The organism is Janthinobacterium sp. FW305-129 (assembly GCF_020858115.1).
In the GTDB taxonomy this organism is placed as follows: Bacteria; Pseudomonadota; Gammaproteobacteria; order Burkholderiales; family Burkholderiaceae_D; genus Janthinobacterium.
In genome coordinates this window covers 55,520-75,447 of sequence record NZ_JACYMM010000018.1, presented here as the reverse complement: position 1 = coordinate 75,447, position 19,928 = coordinate 55,520, and the positions used below count along the sequence as shown (strand labels likewise).

At 63.4% G+C, this 19,928-nt stretch carries 16 protein-coding genes; 2 read left to right on the top strand and 14 right to left on the bottom strand.

The window, feature by feature from the left end; all coding sequences use genetic code 11:
- Positions 1–158: 158 nt before the first annotated feature.
- Positions 159–1,457, top strand: a complete 1,299-nt coding sequence (locus tag IGS61_RS26545; protein WP_230542321.1) for a leucine-rich repeat-containing protein kinase family protein — start codon at positions 159–161, stop codon at positions 1,455–1,457.
- A gap of 54 nt (positions 1,458–1,511) precedes the next feature.
- Here the strand turns inward: IGS61_RS26545 and IGS61_RS26540 are convergent, their stop codons facing one another.
- Together IGS61_RS26540 and IGS61_RS26535 are read right to left on the bottom strand one after the other, a co-directional pair.
- Positions 1,512–2,777, bottom strand: coding sequence for a nitronate monooxygenase (locus IGS61_RS26540; RefSeq protein ID WP_230542318.1), 1,266 nt, complete (start codon positions 2,775–2,777; stop codon positions 1,512–1,514).
- 185 nt (positions 2,778–2,962) lie between these two features.
- Positions 2,963–3,448 (bottom strand): YajQ family cyclic di-GMP-binding protein, encoded by a 486-nt coding sequence (locus IGS61_RS26535; RefSeq protein WP_034759416.1) that lies wholly within the window; start codon positions 3,446–3,448, stop codon positions 2,963–2,965.
- Between the two features lie 185 nt (positions 3,449–3,633).
- Between IGS61_RS26535 and murB the strand changes: the two genes are divergently transcribed.
- Complete coding sequence (gene murB, locus IGS61_RS26530; protein ID WP_230542317.1) at positions 3,634–4,662, top strand: UDP-N-acetylmuramate dehydrogenase; 1,029 nt, start codon at positions 3,634–3,636, stop codon at positions 4,660–4,662.
- 111 nt (positions 4,663–4,773) lie between these two features.
- On the opposite strand, the gene ppnP is transcribed toward murB, so the two are convergent.
- From ppnP to IGS61_RS26470, 12 genes are all read right to left on the bottom strand, one after another.
- Complete coding sequence (ppnP, locus tag IGS61_RS26525; protein WP_230542316.1) at positions 4,774–5,088, bottom strand: pyrimidine/purine nucleoside phosphorylase; 315 nt, start codon at positions 5,086–5,088, stop codon at positions 4,774–4,776.
- Positions 5,089–5,113: 25 nt separating this feature from the next.
- Positions 5,114–6,139, bottom strand: a complete 1,026-nt coding sequence (locus tag IGS61_RS26520) for a diguanylate cyclase (protein WP_268994085.1) — start codon at positions 6,137–6,139, stop codon at positions 5,114–5,116.
- Between the two features lie 10 nt (positions 6,140–6,149).
- On the bottom strand, positions 6,150–7,202 hold the full coding sequence (cheB, locus tag IGS61_RS26515) for a chemotaxis-specific protein-glutamate methyltransferase CheB (protein WP_230542315.1): 1,053 nt from the start codon (positions 7,200–7,202) through the stop codon (positions 6,150–6,152).
- 10 nt (positions 7,203–7,212) lie between these two features.
- Positions 7,213–9,531, bottom strand: coding sequence for a hybrid sensor histidine kinase/response regulator (locus IGS61_RS26510; RefSeq protein ID WP_230542314.1), 2,319 nt, complete (start codon positions 9,529–9,531; stop codon positions 7,213–7,215).
- The gene (locus IGS61_RS26505) at positions 9,528–10,214 is read right to left on the bottom strand and encodes a chemotaxis protein CheW (protein ID WP_230542313.1); all 687 of its coding nucleotides are present in this window, start codon (positions 10,212–10,214) and stop codon (positions 9,528–9,530) included. The genes IGS61_RS26510 and IGS61_RS26505 overlap by 4 nt, the downstream gene beginning before the upstream one ends.
- A gap of 9 nt (positions 10,215–10,223) precedes the next feature.
- Positions 10,224–11,474, bottom strand: a complete 1,251-nt coding sequence (locus IGS61_RS26500) for a CheR family methyltransferase (RefSeq protein ID WP_230542312.1) — start codon at positions 11,472–11,474, stop codon at positions 10,224–10,226.
- Positions 11,471–11,929 (bottom strand): chemotaxis protein CheW, encoded by a 459-nt coding sequence (locus IGS61_RS26495; protein ID WP_230542311.1) that lies wholly within the window; start codon positions 11,927–11,929, stop codon positions 11,471–11,473. Before IGS61_RS26495 ends, IGS61_RS26500 begins: the two co-directional genes overlap by 4 nt.
- A gap of 4 nt (positions 11,930–11,933) precedes the next feature.
- Positions 11,934–13,745: a methyl-accepting chemotaxis protein gene (locus IGS61_RS26490; RefSeq protein WP_230542310.1), complete on the bottom strand. Its 1,812-nt coding sequence runs from the start codon at positions 13,743–13,745 to the stop codon at positions 11,934–11,936.
- Positions 13,746–13,921: 176 nt separating this feature from the next.
- Complete coding sequence (locus IGS61_RS26485; RefSeq protein ID WP_034759383.1) at positions 13,922–15,157, bottom strand: argininosuccinate synthase; 1,236 nt, start codon at positions 15,155–15,157, stop codon at positions 13,922–13,924.
- Between the two features lie 69 nt (positions 15,158–15,226).
- Complete coding sequence (argF, locus tag IGS61_RS26480) at positions 15,227–16,147, bottom strand: ornithine carbamoyltransferase (protein WP_077401165.1); 921 nt, start codon at positions 16,145–16,147, stop codon at positions 15,227–15,229.
- 286 nt (positions 16,148–16,433) lie between these two features.
- Complete coding sequence (locus IGS61_RS26475) at positions 16,434–19,283, bottom strand: ATP-binding protein (protein ID WP_230542309.1); 2,850 nt, start codon at positions 19,281–19,283, stop codon at positions 16,434–16,436.
- 203 nt (positions 19,284–19,486) lie between these two features.
- Complete coding sequence (locus tag IGS61_RS26470; RefSeq protein WP_230542308.1) at positions 19,487–19,903, bottom strand: hypothetical protein; 417 nt, start codon at positions 19,901–19,903, stop codon at positions 19,487–19,489.
- Positions 19,904–19,928 lie beyond the last annotated feature (25 nt).

Genomic DNA, 19,928 nt, shown 5'->3' with positions numbered 1-19,928 from the left:
TGAAAGTAGGTTATCGTCAGGCTTGTTATTTGGTGAAACAGCCCCCGGCTGTTCCACCTAGAGAAAAACCCGATCAGCAATGGTCGGGTTTTTTTTCGTCCGCTGATTTTATCTACGCCAGCGCTTGCCGGGTTTTTGAAAGGGATATCTTGTCTGCTGTGCATACATTGGAGCAATTACGCGCTGGCCAACTGGCCGGCCTGCGCCGCCTGACGCTGTCCTGCGGCTTGGCGGACTTCCCCCGTGAGATCTTCGACCTGGCCGACAGCCTGGAAATCCTCGATCTGTCCGGCAATGCGCTGTCCACGCTGCCCGACGATTTACCGCGCCTGCACCAGCTGCGCATCATTTTTTGCTCGGATAATCTGTTCACTACCTTGCCGGCCGTGCTCGGTTCCTGTCCTGCACTGGAAATGATCGGCTTCAAGGCGAACCGGATACGCCACGTGCCGGCCGCAGCCTTGCCATCCAGGCTGCGCTGGCTGACCCTGACCGATAATGCCATCGAGGCCTTGCCGGACGAGCTGGGCAAGTGTGGGCAATTGCAGAAACTCATGCTGGCAGGCAATTGCCTGAGTCACTTGCCTGCTTCTCTGGCGAACTGCCGCCAGCTGGAACTGGTGCGCATTGCCGCCAACCGTTTCACGGCGCTGCCTGACTGCCTGCTGGCCTTGCCACGCCTGAGCTGGCTCGCGTATGCGGGCAATCCCTTCACGCAAGCGCGTGAACTGGCGGCCCTGAGCGGCGCCGGGACGGCGGGCGTGGCCTGGCCGCGCCTGCAACTGGCGCAGCAGCTGGGGGAGGGGGCCTCGGGCGTGATTTCCCGTGCCCGCCTCGATGGCTGCACGGATGTCGCCGTCAAAGTATTCAAGGGGGCGATGACCAGCGATGGCTTGCCGCGCAGCGAAATGGCTGCCTGTGTCAGCGCCGGTGCCCATCCGGGCCTGATTTCCATCCTGGGAACGCTTGATGCGCATCCGCAGGGGGCATCCGGGCTCGTCATGCCGCTGATCGATACGGCCTTCCGCAACCTGGCCGGACCGCCCAGTCTGGCGTCGTGCACGCGCGACGTGTATGCCGAGGGTGTGCGCTTTGACGCAGCGCAAGCGCTGGCCATTGCCCAGGGCATCGCCTCGGCCGTGTGCCAGCTGCATGCGCACGGCATCGTGCATGGCGACCTGTATGCGCACAACATCCTGCATGCGGACGGCGGCGCCTGCCTGCTGGGCGACTTCGGCGCGGCGTCCATGTTTGCGCCCGGCTCGCCGCAAGGGGACTTGCTGCAGGGCATAGAGGCGCGCGCCTTTGGCGTGTTGCTGGGCGAGTTGATCGCGCATTGCGCTGCCCCCTTGCCCGTCCTGCAGGCCGTGCAGGAAGCTTGCCTGCAGGAAGACGCGCTGCGGCGGCCACAGTTTGACGTGATCGAGCGGCAATTGCTGGAAATGTTCCCCGCATAAAAAAATGGCGCAGCCTTCGCAGGCTGCGCCATTTTTATGTCAGGCTGGCAAGATTCAGCTTGCTACCTGGATTTCTTTTTCCGGCAGGGCGATCTGGTTGTCGACGCTGAACTGGTAGTCCTTGAAGACGTGTTCGGCCGTCAGGATCTGGTATTCGCCATTGTCCAGCTTATGCGTGGTGTCCTTCAGGCGATACGTGTAGTGGCCGCAGGTCCAGCAGTTGAAGTTGCGCATGTGGGTGCACAGGCAAGTCTTGTCCATCACGACGACGGTTTTTTGTTCCGGATGGGCGGCAACTTCGCGGTTGTACGAGTTGATGTACGCGCAGTTGCCCGTCGCGTCGAGCAGGTAGCCATACGATTCGCAGCCTGGACGGATGCCGGCGCCGATGGCGGGCGTGTTCTTCAGCATGCGCATCGGGTAGCCGGTCGGCGAGACGCCGTTGACGATGATGTCTTCTTCCGATGCCTTGTAGTATTCCTGCTTGACCTTGTTCGGCAAGCCGCATTCCTTGGTGACGGTAAAGCGCGTCGCCACCTGCACGCCGGCTGCGCCCGCTTCCAGGAAGGAGACGGCGTCGCTGCCCGTGAAGATGCCGCCCGCGGCGATCAGCGGGATGTCCAGCTGTTCCGCTTTCAGGTAGGCCAGCAGTTCCGCCGTGATCGTGTGCAGGTCGTAATTAGCCCAGTCCATGCCGAAACCCAGGTGGCCGCCGGCCAATGGTCCTTCGACGATGATGAAGTCGGGCAAACGGTCCAGCTTGGCGTTCTTGCGCAGGAAAATCTGCAAGGCGCGCACGGACGAGACGATGATGCCCAGCTTGGCATCGCGGAAACGGGGATGGTCGGCCATCAGTGCGAACGAACCGAAGTGCAGACCGGCGGACAGGGTGATGCCGTCGATGCCCGCGTCCAGCGCCGCATTCAGGCGCACGCGCAAGGTTTCGCGGGGGCCGTTCATGGTCAGCTTTTCCATGCAATTGACGAAGATCAAGCCATCGCCTTTTTTCGCTTCCATGGTGCGGCCGATATGCAGGCGCTGCGCTTCCGCCAGGCGGCCCAGGTCGAATTGCACCACGGCCTTGTCGCTGTTATTGATGTTGAATTTGTACAGTTTCGTCTTGTCTTTGACGAAGGTGGTGTCGAACCGGCGATCCGACACGTCTTCCACCATGGCATCGGAGATATGCCCGATACCGTTCAGCCGGGCCGCTTCCAGGGCCAGCTCCGACGTGGAAATATCCACACCCATTCCGCCTATCATGATGGGCACATATTCTTTTTTGCCAAATCGCAGGCGGAAATCATCAACACGTTTCATTGCTATCCTTAGACTACCGTGGTTATCACTGAGCCAGATGTACGGTCAAACCCGCTGCCGGTCAGGCGCGCGGGCGCATGTAGCTGTGCGCAGCTTCAATTCTACCCCAAGCGGGCGGGCTCTCCGAGGCAGAGCTTGCCACCATGCGGGCGCAAGCGCAGGCCGGAGCGTGCGCATCATCGAAATTAATCGCGGAAATTATTAAATTCCAGCGGCATGTCGGGCACGTCCTTGCGCAGCATGGCCATGGCCGCCTGCAGGTCGTCGCGCTTGGCGCCCGTGACGCGCACGGCTTCACCCTGGATGCTCGCTTGCACTTTCATCTTGCTGTCCTTGATGACGCGCACGATTTTCTTGGCATCATCCGATTCGATGCCATTCTTGATCTTGATGATCTGCTTGACCTTGTCGCCGCCGATCTTCTTGATGTCGCCTTCGTCGAGGAAGCGCACATCGACCTTGCGTTTGGTCAATTTGTTCGTCAGCACGTCACGTACCTGGCTGAGCTGGAATTCCGAGTCCGCAAACGCGGTCAATTCGTTTTCCTTGTGTTCGACGCGGGCGTCGCTGCCCTTGAAGTCGAAGCGGGTCGTGATTTCCTTGTTGGATTGCTCGACGGCATTCTTGACTTCGATCATATCGGCTTCGGAGACTACATCAAATGATGGCATGGTCTGTTCCTTTTCTTGTTAAAGCGAGCGCGCGCTCGGCGCGCTGGGCCTTGGCGGCTGATTCTGCGCCATGGGATGGCCCTGTTAAAGATGCGACATTTTAACGGACAACGGGCAAGTCGCCCTTGTCCTGAGGTGGTTTTTTGTCGCTTTCGCTCTATAATCGAGCAAAATTTCCCTATCCCATGCATCCAGAGCTCACCATCGAACACAATTACAACCTCCAGCGCCTGAATACCTTCGGCATCACGGCCAATGCGGCCGCCTACGTACGCATCGCTTCGCAGGCCGAATTGCAGGCGGCGCTGCAAGATCCGGCCCTGTCCGCCATGCCGCGCCTGATCCTGGGCGGCGGCAGCAACATCGTGCTCACGGGCGACTTTCCCGGCGTGGTGCTGCACATGGCCACGCGCGGCATGCGCCTGGCGCAGGCCGATTTTGACACGATACTCGTCACGGCCGCAGCCGGCGAGAACTGGCACGATTTCGTGCAATGGACCCTGGCGCAAGGCGTGGGCGGGCTGGAAAACCTGTCGCTGATCCCCGGCACGGTGGGCGCGGCGCCTATCCAGAATATTGGCGCGTATGGCGTTGAAATCAAGGATTATCTGCATAGCGTGAGCGTCATGCACAGCGCCAGCGGCATCGTCTTCGACATGGACCGCGACGCCTGCCGCTTCGCCTACCGCGACAGCATCTTCAAGCAGGCGGACGGGCGCGAGCTGATCGTGCTGGAAGTAACGTTTGCCTTGCCGGCCCAGTGGCAGCCGAACTTGCGCTATGCGGAACTGGCGCAGGCCGTGGCCGAGCGTAATCTTGCCGAACCGACGCCGCAACAGGTGGCCGAGACGGTGATGGCGATCCGCCGCAGAAAATTGCCCGACCCGGCCGTGATCGGCAATGCGGGCAGCTTCTTCAAGAATCCGGTGGTGTCACGCGAGCAATGTCTTGCCTTGTTGGAACGTTTTCCTGCCTTGGTGCACCATGCGCAGCCCGATGGCACGGAAAAGCTGGCGGCCGGCTGGCTGATCGATCAGTGCGGCTGGAAGGGGAAAAACCTGGGGCCCGCGGGAGTGTATCCCAAGCAGGCACTGGTTCTGGTGAATAATGGCGGCGCTCGTGGCGCGGACATTACCCGGCTGGCGGAAGCGATACAGGATGATGTAGAGGCGAAATATGGCGTGCGCCTGTCGCCCGAGCCTGTGTTTATCTAAATAGTCAATCCGCGCTTGAAAAAATGTTCAGGGCAAGGCGCATTGCCGAAGACAGTACGCATAGTACGGCGAGGCAGTGCAACGTAGCCATGGACGTTTTTTCTGCGTGGATTAGCCGAAATGGCAGACATAATCGAGTGTTTCGATCGTTTCAATATCAAAATAGCTATTGCCCGGGACCTTGAATTCCTGGCCCGCGCCATAGCTGTTCCACTCCGTCGCGTCGGCCAGGCGCACCTTGCACACGCCGCCGACGACTTCCATGATTTCCGGCGCGCCCGTGTTGAAGCGCAACGATGACGGGAAAATCACGCCCACGCTTTTTTTCGTGCCGTCGGCCAGGATGACGTTGTGCGACACGCATTTGCCATCAAAGTAGATATTCGACTTCTTGACGACGCTGACATTGTCCAGTTGTGTGCTCATGCTTCACTTTCCTTGCTGTTAAAAATCAGTCTTCGACGTCATCAGCGCTCAGCACGCTGTTGCGTCCGCCGCGCTTGGCCGCGTACAGGGCCTGGTCGGCGCGGTTGATCAGTTGCTCGACCGTCGAGTCGGGCGATGGCACGACGGTGGCCACGCCAATCGAGATGGTGACGATGCCCGTGCTGGCCGCCGGGTTCTCGATCTGCAAGCCTTCCAGATGGCGCCGGCATGCTTCGGCGATCAGCAGCGCGCCGGCCGCTTCCGTTTCCGGCAGGATCAGGGCGAATTCTTCGCCACCGTAGCGGGCGGCCAGGTCGGCCGGGCGTTTCAAATGTTCCGTCAGCACGGCGGCGACCTTTTTGAGGCACAGGTCGCCAGCCAGGTGGCCAAAGTGATCGTTATAGCTTTTGAAATGGTCGATGTCGCAGAATAGCAGGCTCAGCGGTGTTTTGTCGCGCTGGCCCCGCTGCCATTCGAATTGCAGGGTTTCATCGAAGCGGCGGCGGTTGGCGATGCCCGTCAAGCCATCGAGGGCGGCCAGTTTCTGTAATTCAATATTCGCGTCCGCCAGGTTTTTTTGGCTTTCTCGCAGGAAACGAAAGGCCTGGTCGCGCTGCAAGCGGCTGATGTGGGCTGCCGAGTGATAGCGTATGCGCGCCAGCAACTCCAGGCGGTCCGGCAGTTTCACTACGTAATCGTTGGCGCCGACGGCAAAGCTGTGCGCCTTCAGTTTCGGGTCGTCCTTGGCCGACATCACGATCACCGGCACGTGCGCCAGCGCCTCGTTTTCGCGGTACAGCTGGATCAGGGCGAAGCCGTCGATACCCGGCATCACCAGGTCTTGCAGGATGACGGTCGGCTGCAAGCGCAGCGCCGTATCGAGCGCTTGCGTGGCGTCGGTCACATAATGAAATTCGATATCCTGCTGGTCGCTGAGCATGCGCCGGACTGCCTCGGCAATGATCAACTGGTCGTCCACCAGCAGGACGCTGACCTTGAATTCGGTCAATGCGGGTTCGTGCTGGATGAAGCTCGAGGAGAATTCTGGCATTGCATTCTTTTCAGATGTTAGGGGAGGGCTCCCACCCATTGTTGAGTTTGGCGCCCAGGCGGCTGCGCAGGCTGGCGCCTATTCTATCCAGGGGCAGGATGTACTGCGCCGCATCAAGTTCGGCTGCCGCGCGCGGCATGCCGTACACGGCACTGCTGGCCTGGTCTTGCGCAATCGTCGTCTTGCCGGCGCGGCGCATGGCCAGCAAGCCATCGCCGCCGTCGCGTCCCATGCCTGTGAGCAATACGCCGATGGCGTCGCCGCGCCAGTGCTGCGCCACGCAGTTGAAGAACACATCGACGGACGGGCGGTAAACATACTCGCGCGGTGCTGCATCGTAACCCAAACGATAATTTTGATCTAGCAGCAGGTGGTCGTTGGTCTTGGCGATCAGTACCGTGCCAGATACCAGTTCGTCGCCTTCGGCGATCACGCGCACGGGCATGCTGAGCTGGTCATCGAGCCACTTGGCGAAGTGCGAGGCGAAGGTTTCATCGATATGCTGCACCACGACGATGGCGCAGCCGGGCGGCGCCGTCCAGCCGGACAGCACCTTGGCCACGGCCGATGGCCCGCCCGTCGAGGCGCCGATGGCCACCAGGGTCGATACCTGGCCATCGCCCCGTTCGCCGCCATTGGCCACGGCCTGGCGCGGCGGCGGTGCCTCGGCGCTGTGGCGTATCAGCTTGCCGATGGTTTTGATCTTGGCCAATAGTTCGCTGTCGCCGCCCACTTGTCCCTGCAGCACGGGCGTGGCGGTGACGTCGAGCGCGCCCGCGCCCAGCGCGCGGAAAACCTGGTTGACATTGTCTTGCGGGCGGCCCGTGACCACCAGGATGGCGCACGGGCTTTGCTCCATGATCAGGCGCGTCGCTTCCACGCCATCCATTTCCGGCATGTTCAGGTCCATCAAGATCAGGTCGGGGCGGTTGCCCTCGCACATGCGCACGGCTTCGAGTCCGGTGCGGGCAATCCACAGCACCTGGTGTTCCTGCGTGCTGGCCACCACCCGGCGCAGGGCCTCGGCGGCCATGGCGACATCGTTGGCAATGGCAATTTTCATGAAGTACAACTCATAAGCGGGCATCTCCTATCAGGTCGGCTACTGCGTCGAGCAAGGTTTCGTCGTGGAAGCTGCCCTTGGTCAGATAATAATCGGCGCCGGCGGACAGGCCGCGCGCGCGGTCTTCCGGGCGGTCCTTGTACGAGACGATCATCACCGGCAGCTTGTGCAGGTGCAGGTCCTTCTTGATCAGCGAGACCAGTTCGATGCCATCCATGCGCGGCATGTCCACGTCGGTGATCACCAGGTCATATTCGCCGCTGCGCACCACGTTCCAGCCGTCGATGCCGTCGATGGCCACGTCGACCTCGAAACCGCGCGCCAGCAGCAGCTTGCGCTCCATTTCGCGCACCGTCAGCGAATCGTCGACCACCAGGATGCGCTTGGCGCGGCGCTGCTGCGCGTGGCCGGCCTGCGCCAGCTGGTGCAGGCCGCCCTCGTGCAGCAGCTTGTCGATCGACAGCAGCAGATCGGGCACGTCGAGTATCAGCACCGGCTCGCCGTCGTCGAGCAGGGCGGCGGCGGAAATGTCGCGCATCTTGCCGAAGATCGGATCGATGGCCTGCACCGCCAGGCTTTGCTCGCCGCGGATGGCGTCCACCACCAGCGCATAGCTTTGCTTGCCGCGCCCGATCACCACCACGGGCAAATCGTCGGCCTGGCTGGCCGCTTCGCCCAGCTCCAGCACCTGCGCGGCAGACACGAGCCCCAGATGCTCGCCCTTGAGCTCGAAGAACTGCTTGTTTTCCAGCGTATGGATGGCCGCTTGCGGCACGCGCACCACGCTTTCCACCTTGACGATGGGGATGGCGTAGGCTTCGCCGTGGATGTCGATCACCAGCGCGCGCACGATCGATTGCGTCAGCGGCAGGGTAATCAGGGCGCGGAAGCCCCGTCCCGGCTCCGATTCCAGGCGCACCGTGCCGTTTTGCTGGCGTATCGTCTCGTGCACGATATCGAGGCCCACGCCGCGTCCGGACAGCTGGTTGGCCGTCGCTTTCAGGCTGAAGGCGGGCAGGAACAGGAATTCCAGCAGCTCGCCCGGCGACAGCGCGGCGGCCATGGCGGGGCTGGCCATCTTGCGCTCGATGACGGACTGGCGGATTTTTTCCAGGTCGACGCCGCGCCCGTCGTCGCTGATCTCGATGCTCAGCATGCCGGCGCGGTGGCGCGCTTCCATGCGTATCGTGCCCAGCGCCTCCTTGCCCGCGTCGATGCGCTCGTACGGGCCTTCCATGCCATGGTCGATGGCATTCCTCAGCATGTGGTTCAGCGGGCTTTCGATCTTTGCCAGGATGTCGCGGTCGACCAGGGTGTCTTCGCCCTCGATTTCCAGCTGCACTTCCTTGCCCAGGCTGCGCGCCAGGTCGCGCACCATGCGGGGAAACGCATGGATGCCGTCGCGGAAAGGGCGCATGCGCAGGGCCAGCACTTCGTCGACCATGCCTTGCGAGACGGCCAGCAGGCGCCGTTCATAGGTTTCGATGTCGGCGATGTGCTCGAGCATGAACTGCTTCAGCGGCTGCGTCTTTTGCAGCGCCAGCAAGGACTTTTCCATCAGGCCCGCATCGCCCGAACGGGAAATGGCTTCATGCAGGTGCTCGATGGCGGAAAACAGGCTGCTCTGGTTGCGCTTGAAACGCTGCAGGGCGCCGATGAACGGGTGCATCTGGTGCGCATTGATGCGCGATTCGCTGGCCAGCGACAGCAGTTTGTCGAAGTTTTGCGCCGGCGCCTTGGCCGGTGCGGCACCCGTGCGGGGCGCAGGCGCGGCGGCCGGTTCCACTTCCTCGCCGGCCAGGCCGCTGGCCACGGGAACTTGCTGTTCGGCAACTTCCACCTGCAGTGGCGCAGCCGCAGCCGCAGCCGCCGGCACCGGTGGCGGGGCCGCAGGCAGGGCCGGCAGTTCCGGCAGGTCGGCGATGCCGGCGATGGCGTTCAGGGTCTGGTCGATCTGCGCCGCATTCGCGGCCAGCCACGCTTCGGCGCCCGCGTCGTCCAGGCGCGACAGCTGCACGATCAGGTCGACGCCCGACAGCAGTACGTCGACCCGCTCCGGCGTGAGTTTTAATCGGCCATGCTGGGCGGCAACAAAACTGTCTTCCATGCCGTGCGCCAGCTGCACCACCACTTGCAGGCCGACGATGGCGGCGGCGCCCTTGATCGAGTGCGCCGCGCGCATCATCGATTCGACGGCGGCCGCGTCGCCCGCATGGCGCTCCATGGCCAGCAAGCCATCGGTGAGAATCTGGGTCTGGCTGTCCGCCTCCATGCGGAACAGATCCAGCATGGAAAAGGCACTCAGGTCGCCGTGCTGGTCCTGGCTCATCGTAATAGTCTCGCAAGTTGAAAACCGATCAGCGCCGTGTCGAGGCAGCCGATGCGCATGTCGCCCTCGGTGATGACACCGGACAGATAGCGCGACAGGCCCTTGTTGATGGTCGCCGCCGGCGCCTGCACCTTGGCAGAGGCGTAGCGCACGATGCCGTGCAGGTCAGCCACGGGCAGCGCATAGGCCTGCTCTTCCCAGCGCATCAGCAGCAGGCGCGCAAACGTGTGGCGGCCGCGGGCCGCTGGCGCGCCCTGTTCGTCGATACCCAGCAGGTGTGCCAGCGACATGCATGGATACAGCTTGCCGCCGATATTGACGATGCCGGCCAGGCCGCGCCCGCTGCGGTGCGGCAGCACGTGCGGCCTGGCTTGCGGCGCCACGGAATCGAACACCTGCGTGGGCAGCGCCAGCCATTCGCGGCCGATGCGAAACACCAGCGCCGAGCTGTCGCGCACTTCGCCGCCCGCGTCGAGCTGGCGGAAGTGGCTGGCCCAGTCGCGCTGGTAGTGTGCATCCACGGGGCGCTGCAGGTTGCGCTGGGCGGCGCCCGCATACACCTCGCAGTTGCGGCAATGGACGTTGGCGGGCAGTTTGGGACAGCTCTGGTCGCCGACCACGCCGATATGGTTCCAGCAGTCGTCGATGGTTTCCAGAGTCTCGCTGGCGATGATGGTTGTCATGCGTGCCCCTTAGTTGGACGCCTGGCGGCGCTGGTAGATGCGCGCCGCGCGCGCCTTCAGGGTGGCAGCGGCCGTGTGGTTGCCATTGCGTTCGGCCAGCAGGGACAAATGGCACAGCGCCTCGTAATGGTCGGGCTGCAGGTAGATGCAGCGGCGCCAGTAATCGTCGGCCAGGTCCATCTTGCCAGCCAGTTCATTGATGATGCCCAGCATGAAATACGCTTCCGCCGCCTCGGGCACTTTCGCCAGGTGGGCGTGGCATTTTTCGCCCGCTTCGCGCAGCTGGCCACGGTCGGCCAGCAGGCGCGCCTCGGCCAGCAAATCGGCTGGCGCGGCCGGCGCCGGCGGCACGGACACGGGGCGCGTGCGCGGCGCCGGTGGGACGGGCGCGGCGGAAGAGGGGGCTGCTACGGCAGCGCGCCTGGGCGCGGGCGGCACGCTGCGCAGGGGACGCGCGGCCGGCAGCGGTGCCAGCTGCACGGGGCTGGCCGGCGCCGCCGTGTCCTTTTTCAGGGCGAAGGCCTGGCGGAACTGCAGCGTCGCAAAGCCGTTCTGGCAGAACGAGGGCACTTCCGCATAGCCGGCCAGCAGCATGCCGTCATCGGCCAGCAGGGCCGACAGGTTGGCGATGGCGGCGCGCGTGGTCGGTTTGTCGAAGTAAATCAAGAGGTTGCGGCAGAAGATGACGTCGTAATGGCGGCTGTAGGTGGCCGTATCGAATTGCAGCAGGTTGCCCTGCCTGAAGGTGACTTGCTCGCGCAGGGCGTCGATGATGCGGTAGGCGTCGTCGGCCACGTGCGTGAAATAGCGTTCGCGGAAGGCCACGTCCTGCGCCCGGAAGGCGTTGCGGCCATACACGCCGGCTTGCGCCCGCTCGATGCAGCCGGGGCTCAGGTCATAGGCGTCGATACTGAACGCCTGTTTCGGCACGCCGCCGTCGCGCAGCGCCATGGCCATCGAATACGGTTCCTCGCCGCCCGCGCACGGGATCGACAGGATGCGCGTGGCGCGCCCGCGCGCCCAGCGTTCCTGCACCAGTTCGACGGTGGCGTAGAACGCCTGCGGGTCGCGGAACAGCCACGATTCGGGCACCACCACCAGTTCGATCAATTGCGTCATTTCGGCCGGCGTGAGCGCCTGCAGATAGGCTGCGCTATCCGTAAAGCCCGTCTGCTCCATGCGCTGGTTGACGGCCCGCTCGGCCACGGTTCTGGAGACGGACAGGCCGGTCGCGCGGCGCAGCAGGGCTTGCGCCGTCATGCCGCGCTCGCGTCTTGAAACAGCAGCGCGCGCACGTCGGGCGGCAGCAGGTGTTCGAGTTCGACCAGTTGCACGATGCCGTCGGCGTCGCTGGCCACCTGGCCCAGGAAGGGCGCCGTCGCCACGCCGCTATCCTCGAGCTTTTCCGCATCAATGTCGGCGATGCCGCGCACCTGCGAGGCCAGCAAGCCCAGCGCATGTGCGGTTGCGCCGCCAGGCGCGCGGTAGTCGACGATGACGATGCGCGTGTCGAACTGCGCGGCGGCGGCCGGCAGCCCCGCCAGGCGCGACAGGTCGATCACGGGCACGGGCGTGCCGTGCAAGTCCATCAGGCCGGCCACGTAATCGGGCGTGAGCGGCAACTGCTTCAGCTCCAGCAGCGGCAAGACGCGCACGATGCCGGCCAGGGGCAGGCCGTAGCGGTCGCGTCCGATGTGAAAGAGCAGTACTTTCATGGGATCAGATGGTGACGGCGAAGGTCGACACGCTCGACTGCAGGTCGCCGGCCGCATATTGCAGCTGGTGCACCGCCTCGCTGGTGGCTTTCAAGGATTCCACCGTTTGCTGGGTGGCATCGTTGAGCTGCATCATGGTGTCGGAGATCTGCGAGGCGCCGATCGCCTGCGACTGCATGCCTTGCAGCACGGCATCGAACTGCGGCGTGAGCTTTTGCACCTGGTCCATCACGGACGACAGTTGCTCGGCCACTTGGCGCACCTCGCCCACGCTGCGGCGAATTTCTTCCGAGAACTTATCCATGCCCATCACGCTGGCCGACACGGCAGATTGCATTTCCTTCAACATTTGCTCGATATCCCAGGTGGACACCGAGGTCTGGTCGGCCAGGCGGCGGATTTCCGTCGCCACGACGGAGAAGCCGCGGCCCGCCTCGCCCGCCTTTTCCGCCTCGATGGCGGCGTTCAGCGACAGGATGTTGGTCTGGTCGGCCACTTTCGTGATGGTGATCAGGACGCTGTTGATATTGCTGGCTTTTTCCGACAGGGCGGCCAGCTTGGCGTTGATGGAATCGGTGGCCGAAACCATGTGCTGCATGGTCGAATCCATGCGCTTGAGGTTATTCTGCGCTTCGGCCGTCGCATTCGTCGTGTAGTCGGCCACGGCGGTGGCGTCTTCCATGGTTTTGAGCAACTGGCTCGTGTTGGCCGAAATTTCCTTGGTGGTGCTGAGAATTTCCACGCTGGTTTGCGCTTGCTCAATGCCCGTGGCTTCCTGCTGGCGTGCCGAGGCGGCGATTTCCGTGGCCGAGGTCGTCACCTGGATGCCGGCCTTTTGCACATTGTTGAGCAGGCTGCGCAGGTTCTCGAACATCTTTGCCAGGCCGTTGCCCAGCTGGCCGATGGCGTCGCTGCCCGTGATGCCGACCTTGCCCGTCAGGTCGCCCGAGGCCGCCTTCGACACCACTTCCAGCAGGGAATCGACCTTGGCCCGCAAGCTGTTCGTCGCGGCCAGTTCATTGGCCTGGTTGTCCTGGATGGTTTGCGCCATGCGGTTGAACTCTTCCGTTACCTTGCCCAGCTCGTCGCGCGAGAGGATGGCGGCGCGCGCGCCTTGCTCGCCGCCGGCGATGCGGCCGACGGCGTCCGTCAGGCTGTTCAGCGGGCCGAGGATGGAACGGCCCAGCAGGTAGGAAATGCCCAGCGCCAGCACCACGCACAGCAAGCCGCCCAGGGCCAGGGTCAGCAGCATGGTTTCCTGCAATTTTGCCGTGGTGGCCGTGCGTTCGGCCAGCAGGCGCGATTCTTCCGCCGCCACTTCGTCGAGCAGCTTGTTCGCTTGCGCGACGGCCGGATAGCCGGTCGGCGGCATGGTGCGCGCCACCGATTCCGTCGCGCCCGGCGCATTGCCCAGCGCACGGCGCTTCTCGATCAGGGGATGGATCCACTCCTTGACCCAGGTGCTGGTCAGCTGGTCGATCTTGCGGAAGCGTTCCGACTGCACCTTGTTGTCGACCGTCATGGCGATGGCTTTTTGCGTGTGCTGGCTCAGCACCCCCGTTTCATCGGTTTCCGGCGTCAGCGAGGCTTCGTTGCCTGTCAGAATGAAACCGCGCGCCTCCACCTGGATTTGCAGGATGGAATTGTGGATCTTGTCGATCTCGACCAGCACTTCCATCGTATGGCGGTCCCATGCATTGGCTTCCGACAGCCGCGAAAAACTGTTGTAGGCCACGCCCAGCAGGATCAGGATGATGGCCACGATGGAGCCGAAGCCCAGGTACAGTTTATTCTTGATACTCAGGTCTTTGAACATGGGAGGGCTCCGAAGGCGGGAAGGTCAGCACAATTGCACTGTAGCATTTTGCCATGCGGACAGCAAAATGGGGTGCGTGCAGGGCCGTAAATCGCGGACGAGTGCGTTTCAGACGTAAAAAAGCCGCCCGTGGGCGGCTTGAGCTGGCGCGGGAGGCGGTGCCTCCCTGCAAGCAATTACTTCTGGCCGCGCTTTTCGCGGGCGATGGCGGCGATGCGCATGCGCAAGGCGTTCAGCTTGATGAAGCCGCCGGCATCGGCCTGGTTGTAGGCGCCGCCGTCTTCGTCGAAGGTGGCGATGTTCATGTCGAACAGCGAATCGGTCTTCGAATCGCGCGAGACGACGATGACATTGCCTTTGTACAACTTGATGCGTACCCAGCCGTTCACGGTTTCCTGCGTGTGGTCGATCAGGGTTTGCAGGGCCACGCGCTCGGGCGCCCACCAGTAGCCGTTGTAGATCATCGACGCGTAGCGCGGCATCAGGTCATCTTTCAGGTGGGCCACTTCGCGGTCCAGGGTGATCGATTCGATGGCGCGGTGGGCCTTGAGCATGATGGTGCCGCCCGGGGTTTCATAGCAGCCGCGCGATTTCATGCCGACGTAGCGGTTTTCCACGAGATCCAGGCGTCCCACGCCATGCTTGCCGCCGACTTTGTTCAGTTCGGCCAGCACGGTGGCGGGCGACATGCGCACGCCGTTGATGGCGACGATATCGCCTTTTTCGTATTCGATGTCCAGGTATTCCGCTTCGTCCGGCGCCTTTTCAGGGCTGACGGTCCAGCGCCACATGGTTTCTTCCGCTTCGGCGCTCGGGTTTTCCAGGTGGCGGCCTTCAAAGCTGATGTGCAGCAAGTTGGCATCCATCGAGTACGGCGCGCCGCCGTTCTTGTGCTTCATGTCGATTTCGATGCCGGCGTCTTCCGCGTACTTCAGCAGTTTTTCGCGCGACAGCAGGTCCCATTCGCGCCATGGGGCGATGATTTTCACGCCTGGCTTCAAGGCGTAGGCGCCCAGTTCGAAACGCACCTGGTCGTTGCCCTTGCCGGTCGCGCCGTGCGAGATGGCGTCGGCGCCCGTGGCGTTGGCGATTTCGATCAGGCGCTTGGCGATCAGCGGACGGGCGATCGAGGTGCCCAGCAGGTATTCGCCTTCGTAGACGGTGTTGGCGCGGAACATCGGGAAGACGAAATCGCGCACGAATTCTTCGCGCACGTCTTCGATATGGATGTTTTCCGGCTTGATGCCGAATTTGATGGCCTTGGCGCGCGCCGGTTCCAGTTCTTCGCCCTGGCCCAGGTCAGCCGTGAAGGTGACGATTTCGCACTGGTAGTTATCTTGCAGCCATTTCAGGATGACGGAGGTGTCGAGTCCGCCGGAATAGGCCAGGACTACTTTTTTAATGTCGCTCATATTGCTTCCAGTTGTCGTTGTCGATGTATGTGTTGCGATGCTGCCAGAATGGTTGCAGTGCCTGGCGAATTAGTTGATTTTACCCAGTAACAGGTATTCGATCAGGGCTTTTTGCACGTGCAGGCGGTTTTCCGCCTCGTCCCACACGACCGATTGCGGGCCGTCGATCACTTCGGCGGCCACTTCCTCGCCGCGGTGGGCGGGCAGGCAGTGCATGAACAGGGCGTCGGGCGCGGCACGGGCCATCTTCGCGCCATCGACGATCCAGCCGTCGAAGGCGGCGATGCGGGCCGCGTTTTCCGCTTCGTAGCCCATGCTGGTCCACACGTCCGTGTTGACCAGGTGCGCGCCCTCGCAGGCGTCCGACGGGTTGGCGAAGAAGGTGTAGCGTTCGGTCTTGACTTGCGCCAGGTCAATGTCATAACCCTTCGGCGTCGACACGTTGACGTGGAAGCCGAACACTTCGGCCGCCTGCAGCCACGAGTACAGCATGTTGTTGGCGTCGCCGATCCAGGCGACGACCTTGCCGGCGATCGAGCCGCGGTGTTCGATGTAGGTGAAGATGTCGGCAAAGACCTGGCACGGGTGGTGTTCATTCGTCAGGCCATTGATCACGGGCACGCGCGAATTGGCGGCGAAACGCTCGATGATTTCCTGGCCGAAGGTGCGCACCATGATGATGTCGCACATGCGCGACATGACCTGGCCCGCGTCTTCCACCGGCTCGCCGCGGCCCAGCTGGGAATCGCGCGTGTTCAGGTAGATGGCGGCGCCGCCCAGCTGGTGCATGCCGGCTTCAAAGGACAGGCGCGTGCGGGTGGAGTTCTTTTCAAAGACCATCACCAGGGTGCGGTCGATCAGTGGATGGTAGATTTCGTAATTCTTGAACTTGCGCTTGATCAGATGGGCGCGTTCGATCACATATTCATACTCTTCCAACGTGAAATCGGAGAACTGGAGGTAGTGCTTGATCGGTTTTTTTGTCGACATAATGACCACTTGAAGATGCGCAGGCCGCCGGCGGCGTGCCTTTCCCGCCGGGTTGCATCAGCGTACAACATCTCGACTGATGACTGCCTCGCCCGGCGCGCTGCTGTGTTGATCGGTGCCCGCGCCGGTTTGTCGCGCGGGTCGATGCGGTTTGCCAAGTTGTAAATCATGCAATGGCAGGGACTTCAGCCATTCAATTATAAGGGTTTTGCTTTTAGATTGGAAAGACTGGCCGGACGGGTACTTGTGTAGACAAGTGGCCGCGTCCAGCCAGGGTCTTGCCGGCTCAATAGATGTTGGCCGGGGTGGCCGCATCGATCCGCGGCGCCACCAGGGGCAGATCGAGCGTGAAGCGCGTGCCGGCGGGGCTGCTGGCCACCTGGATGGTGCCGCCCAGCAAGGCCGTGACGATGTTGTAGCTGATCGACAGACCCAGGCCGCTGCCGCCCTGGCCCAGCTTGGTGGTAAAGAAGGGGTCGAAGATGCGCGACAGATGCTGTTCCGCGATGCCGCCGCCATTGTCGGCGAAGACGATCTGCACGCGCGCGCCATCGAGCGTGGCGGACAGGCGCATGCAGCCCGTGCCGGCGGCGCCGTCGTTGGGCGCGGGGGCGAAGGCGTGCAGCAGGGCATTGTTGATCAGATTGGTGATCACCTGGCCGAACGGGCCCGGATAGCTGTCCATGGCGATGCCGAAATCGATCTGCGTCTCGATGCGGTGGCCCGAGCTGCGGATGCGGTTCATGACGGTGGCGATGATTTCATTGCTGACTTGTTGCAGATCAAACTGGCGCCGCTGCTCGGTGGTGCGGTCGACGGCCACCTGCTTGAAGCTGTTGACCAGGTCGGCCGCGCTGTGCAGGCCGCGCATCACCAGCGCCGACGCCTTGCCCGCATCCTCGATGTAGGCGGCCAGGTCGGAGCGGCGCAGGCCGGGGCCGTTCATCAGGCGCTCCACGTCTTCCGTCTTTTGCTGCATGGTGCTGGCGATCAACAGGCTGTTGCCGATCGGGGTATTCAGTTCATGCGCCACGCCGGCCATCAGGGAACCGAGGGCGGCCAGTTTTTCCTGCGATACCAGTTGTGCCTGGGCATCTTGCAACTGCCGGTAGGCGCTGGCATTGTCGAGCGCGATGGCGCCGTACGCGCACAGGGTGCGGAAGATCAGCCGCTCGCGTTCGCCGTAGGCATGGGCATGGCAAGCCTGCACCGTCATCACGCCCAGCACGCGTTCGCCCACCGTCAAGGGCACGTACAGCACGCTCTGGTTATGCAGGGTGCCCGGCACCGTGTAGGCATGGCGCTTGGGCGGTACCTGGGCGATATACACTTCGCTCCGGCCCAGCAGGCAGCGCACGGAATAGGCGCGTGGGTTGCTCAGCGGAATGGCGTTGTCGGGCAGGGGCCGGCCCGCTTCCATGCCGTGCGCGCGGCGCAGCGCCGTGCCGGCGGGATCGAGCATGTAGACGGCGAAGGTGTTGACTGGCAGCAAGGCATGCACGTGGCGGTCGAGCACCTGGAACACGGCGCTGGCGTCGAGGTGGGTGGTGATTTCCTGGCCGATGGCCGACAGCCGTTCCAGCGTGTCGCTGGTCTGTTGCAGCACTTCGGCGCGGCGCGCCTCGGAAGCGGCCAGTTCGCGGTGGTGATAGCCTTCCGAGCGCGCATGTTCCGTCTGGTGGTAGACCTGCATGGCGGTAGCCCGGTTGCTGGCCTGCTGGGTGTGGCTTTTTTCGCGCGCCACGCCCGCATCGAGGGCGATATCGTAGGCGCGCGCATAGTCGCCCGCATGCGCGTATTCGCGCGCCAGCGCATCGAGCAGTTCGCCGGGCGGCACATAGCCGTCGATGGAAGCGGCTACCTGCAGCGCCTGGTGCAGGAAATGCAGGGCCGGATTGCGTTCCAGCATGCCTGCCGGCGGCGGCAGGTCGTGGCGCGCATGCAGCATGGACAGCACGCGCAGCGCCGCCACCTGGTGCATGGCGTCGCCTTGCGCCGTGGCAAGCTGGCAAGCCCGTTCGGCCGCCTGCAGCGCCTCGTCCGGACGGTCCAGGTAGGACAGCGCGTGGGCGCTGCCGCGCTGCGCCATGCTGCGGAAATCGGCCTGGCCCAGTGCTTCGGCGCGCTGCGCCAGCCGGCTGAAGGCATCGAGCGCCGTGTCGTAATCGCCCTTGTCCAGGCTCAGTTCGCCCAGGTGGAACAGGGCGTTGGCATAGGTGCGCGCACCCGCCACGGGGGCCAGGATTAGCAGCGCCTCGCGCAGCAAGTCTTCGGCGGCGGTCAGGCGCCCCAGCTTGCGCATGGTCTCGGCCGTATGCGTCTGGCAGGCGCCGATGCTGCGCGGCCAGCCGGTGGGGCGCGCCAGATCCAGCGCGCACTGCATCCATTCGAGAGCCGATTCGTTGTCGTTGAGGCTGGAGAAACAGTCGCCGATATTGATGGCGGCCGTGATGGCGCCGCGCAGCTGGCCGCTTTCCAGCGCCGCCTCATAGCTTTGCATGTAGTGGCCGGCGGCCGTGCCCAGGTCGCGCGAGGTGTGCGCCAGCAAGCCGCGGAAGTCGTGCACCCAGGCAGCCAGCGGCGCGGGCAGCTTGCCGCTGGCGCCGTCAAGCTGGAAGTGGCCGCCCCAGCGCGCTTGCGCGGCCGGCGCATCGCGCAAGACGGCCCAGCGCGCCGTGGCCGCATCGGCCAGGCTGGCGCGCATCGCATCGCCGGCGCTGCGCGCTTGCCCGGCAGCGGCCAGCAGCTCTGCATCGCAGCGGGCATGGTCGCCCCGGTCGACGGCAATCGAGGACAGCAGCCAGTGGGCGTCGGCGCAACCGGCGCCATCGCCTTGCGCGCACAGGACGGCATGCGCCGCCATGGCCAGGTTTTCGGCCGCATCGAGCGCACCTTGCAGCCATGCAACTTCCGCTTGCACCAGCTGCAGGCGCGCCTGCGCGATGGCCAGGGCGTGCGCAGGCAGTTGGGCCTGGGGCAGCAAGGCCGCCGCTTCGGCTGCATGGTGCAGCGCTTGCGGGCAGTTGCGCTGGCGCAAGTGCCATGCCAGCAGCATCAGCAAGGGCAGGCGCTCCAGGCCGCGCAATGGCCGCAGTGTGTCTTCCCACTGTGTAATGTCATGTTCGAGTGCGAACATTTCCATCCGAAATCTCCCGCAAGGCGATGGTGTTGGCCTGCGGCCAGTGACACCTTATTGGATCGCATTGTAAGCTGCATTCGGATACAGTTGTTTGGCCGACTCGACAGTATTTTTTTGCGCGCGCCCTTTCAGGCTGCGCAAAGCCGGCGGGGCAATGGCTTGCCGGCCGGTCGCCGTGACGCTTGCGCCGTGCTGCTTGTTTAGCGGCCGGCGAAGTGCACGGTGCTGGCCGTTTCGCCAGCCTTGGCCATGGCGCCCGGAATCTGGTTCAGTCCGGTAATGGCGATGACGTCGCCATCGGCGCGAAATTCCATGCGCGTGCCGCTGGCCGTTTCAAAGACGCCCGGCGCGCGGCCGAACAGTTCTATTTCGGGCTGCCCCTTGATGTGCGTGAAATAGCGGTTGACTTGCTGGCGCAGCAGCAGGGTGTCGCCCGTGTCGAGCTGGTAGCTATTGCCGTACTGGCTGAATTCCTGCGGGGCAAGTTTATAAACCTTGCCGGAAATTTGAACCTTGTCCTGTTCGCCGATTTCCAGCGCGCTGGCGCTGAGGCAAGACAGGCCGAGGACGAGGGCGGCGCTACCGAGGGCGAGGGTACGCGAGAACGATGCTTTCATGATTTCACCTTGTTATCGAGATGCT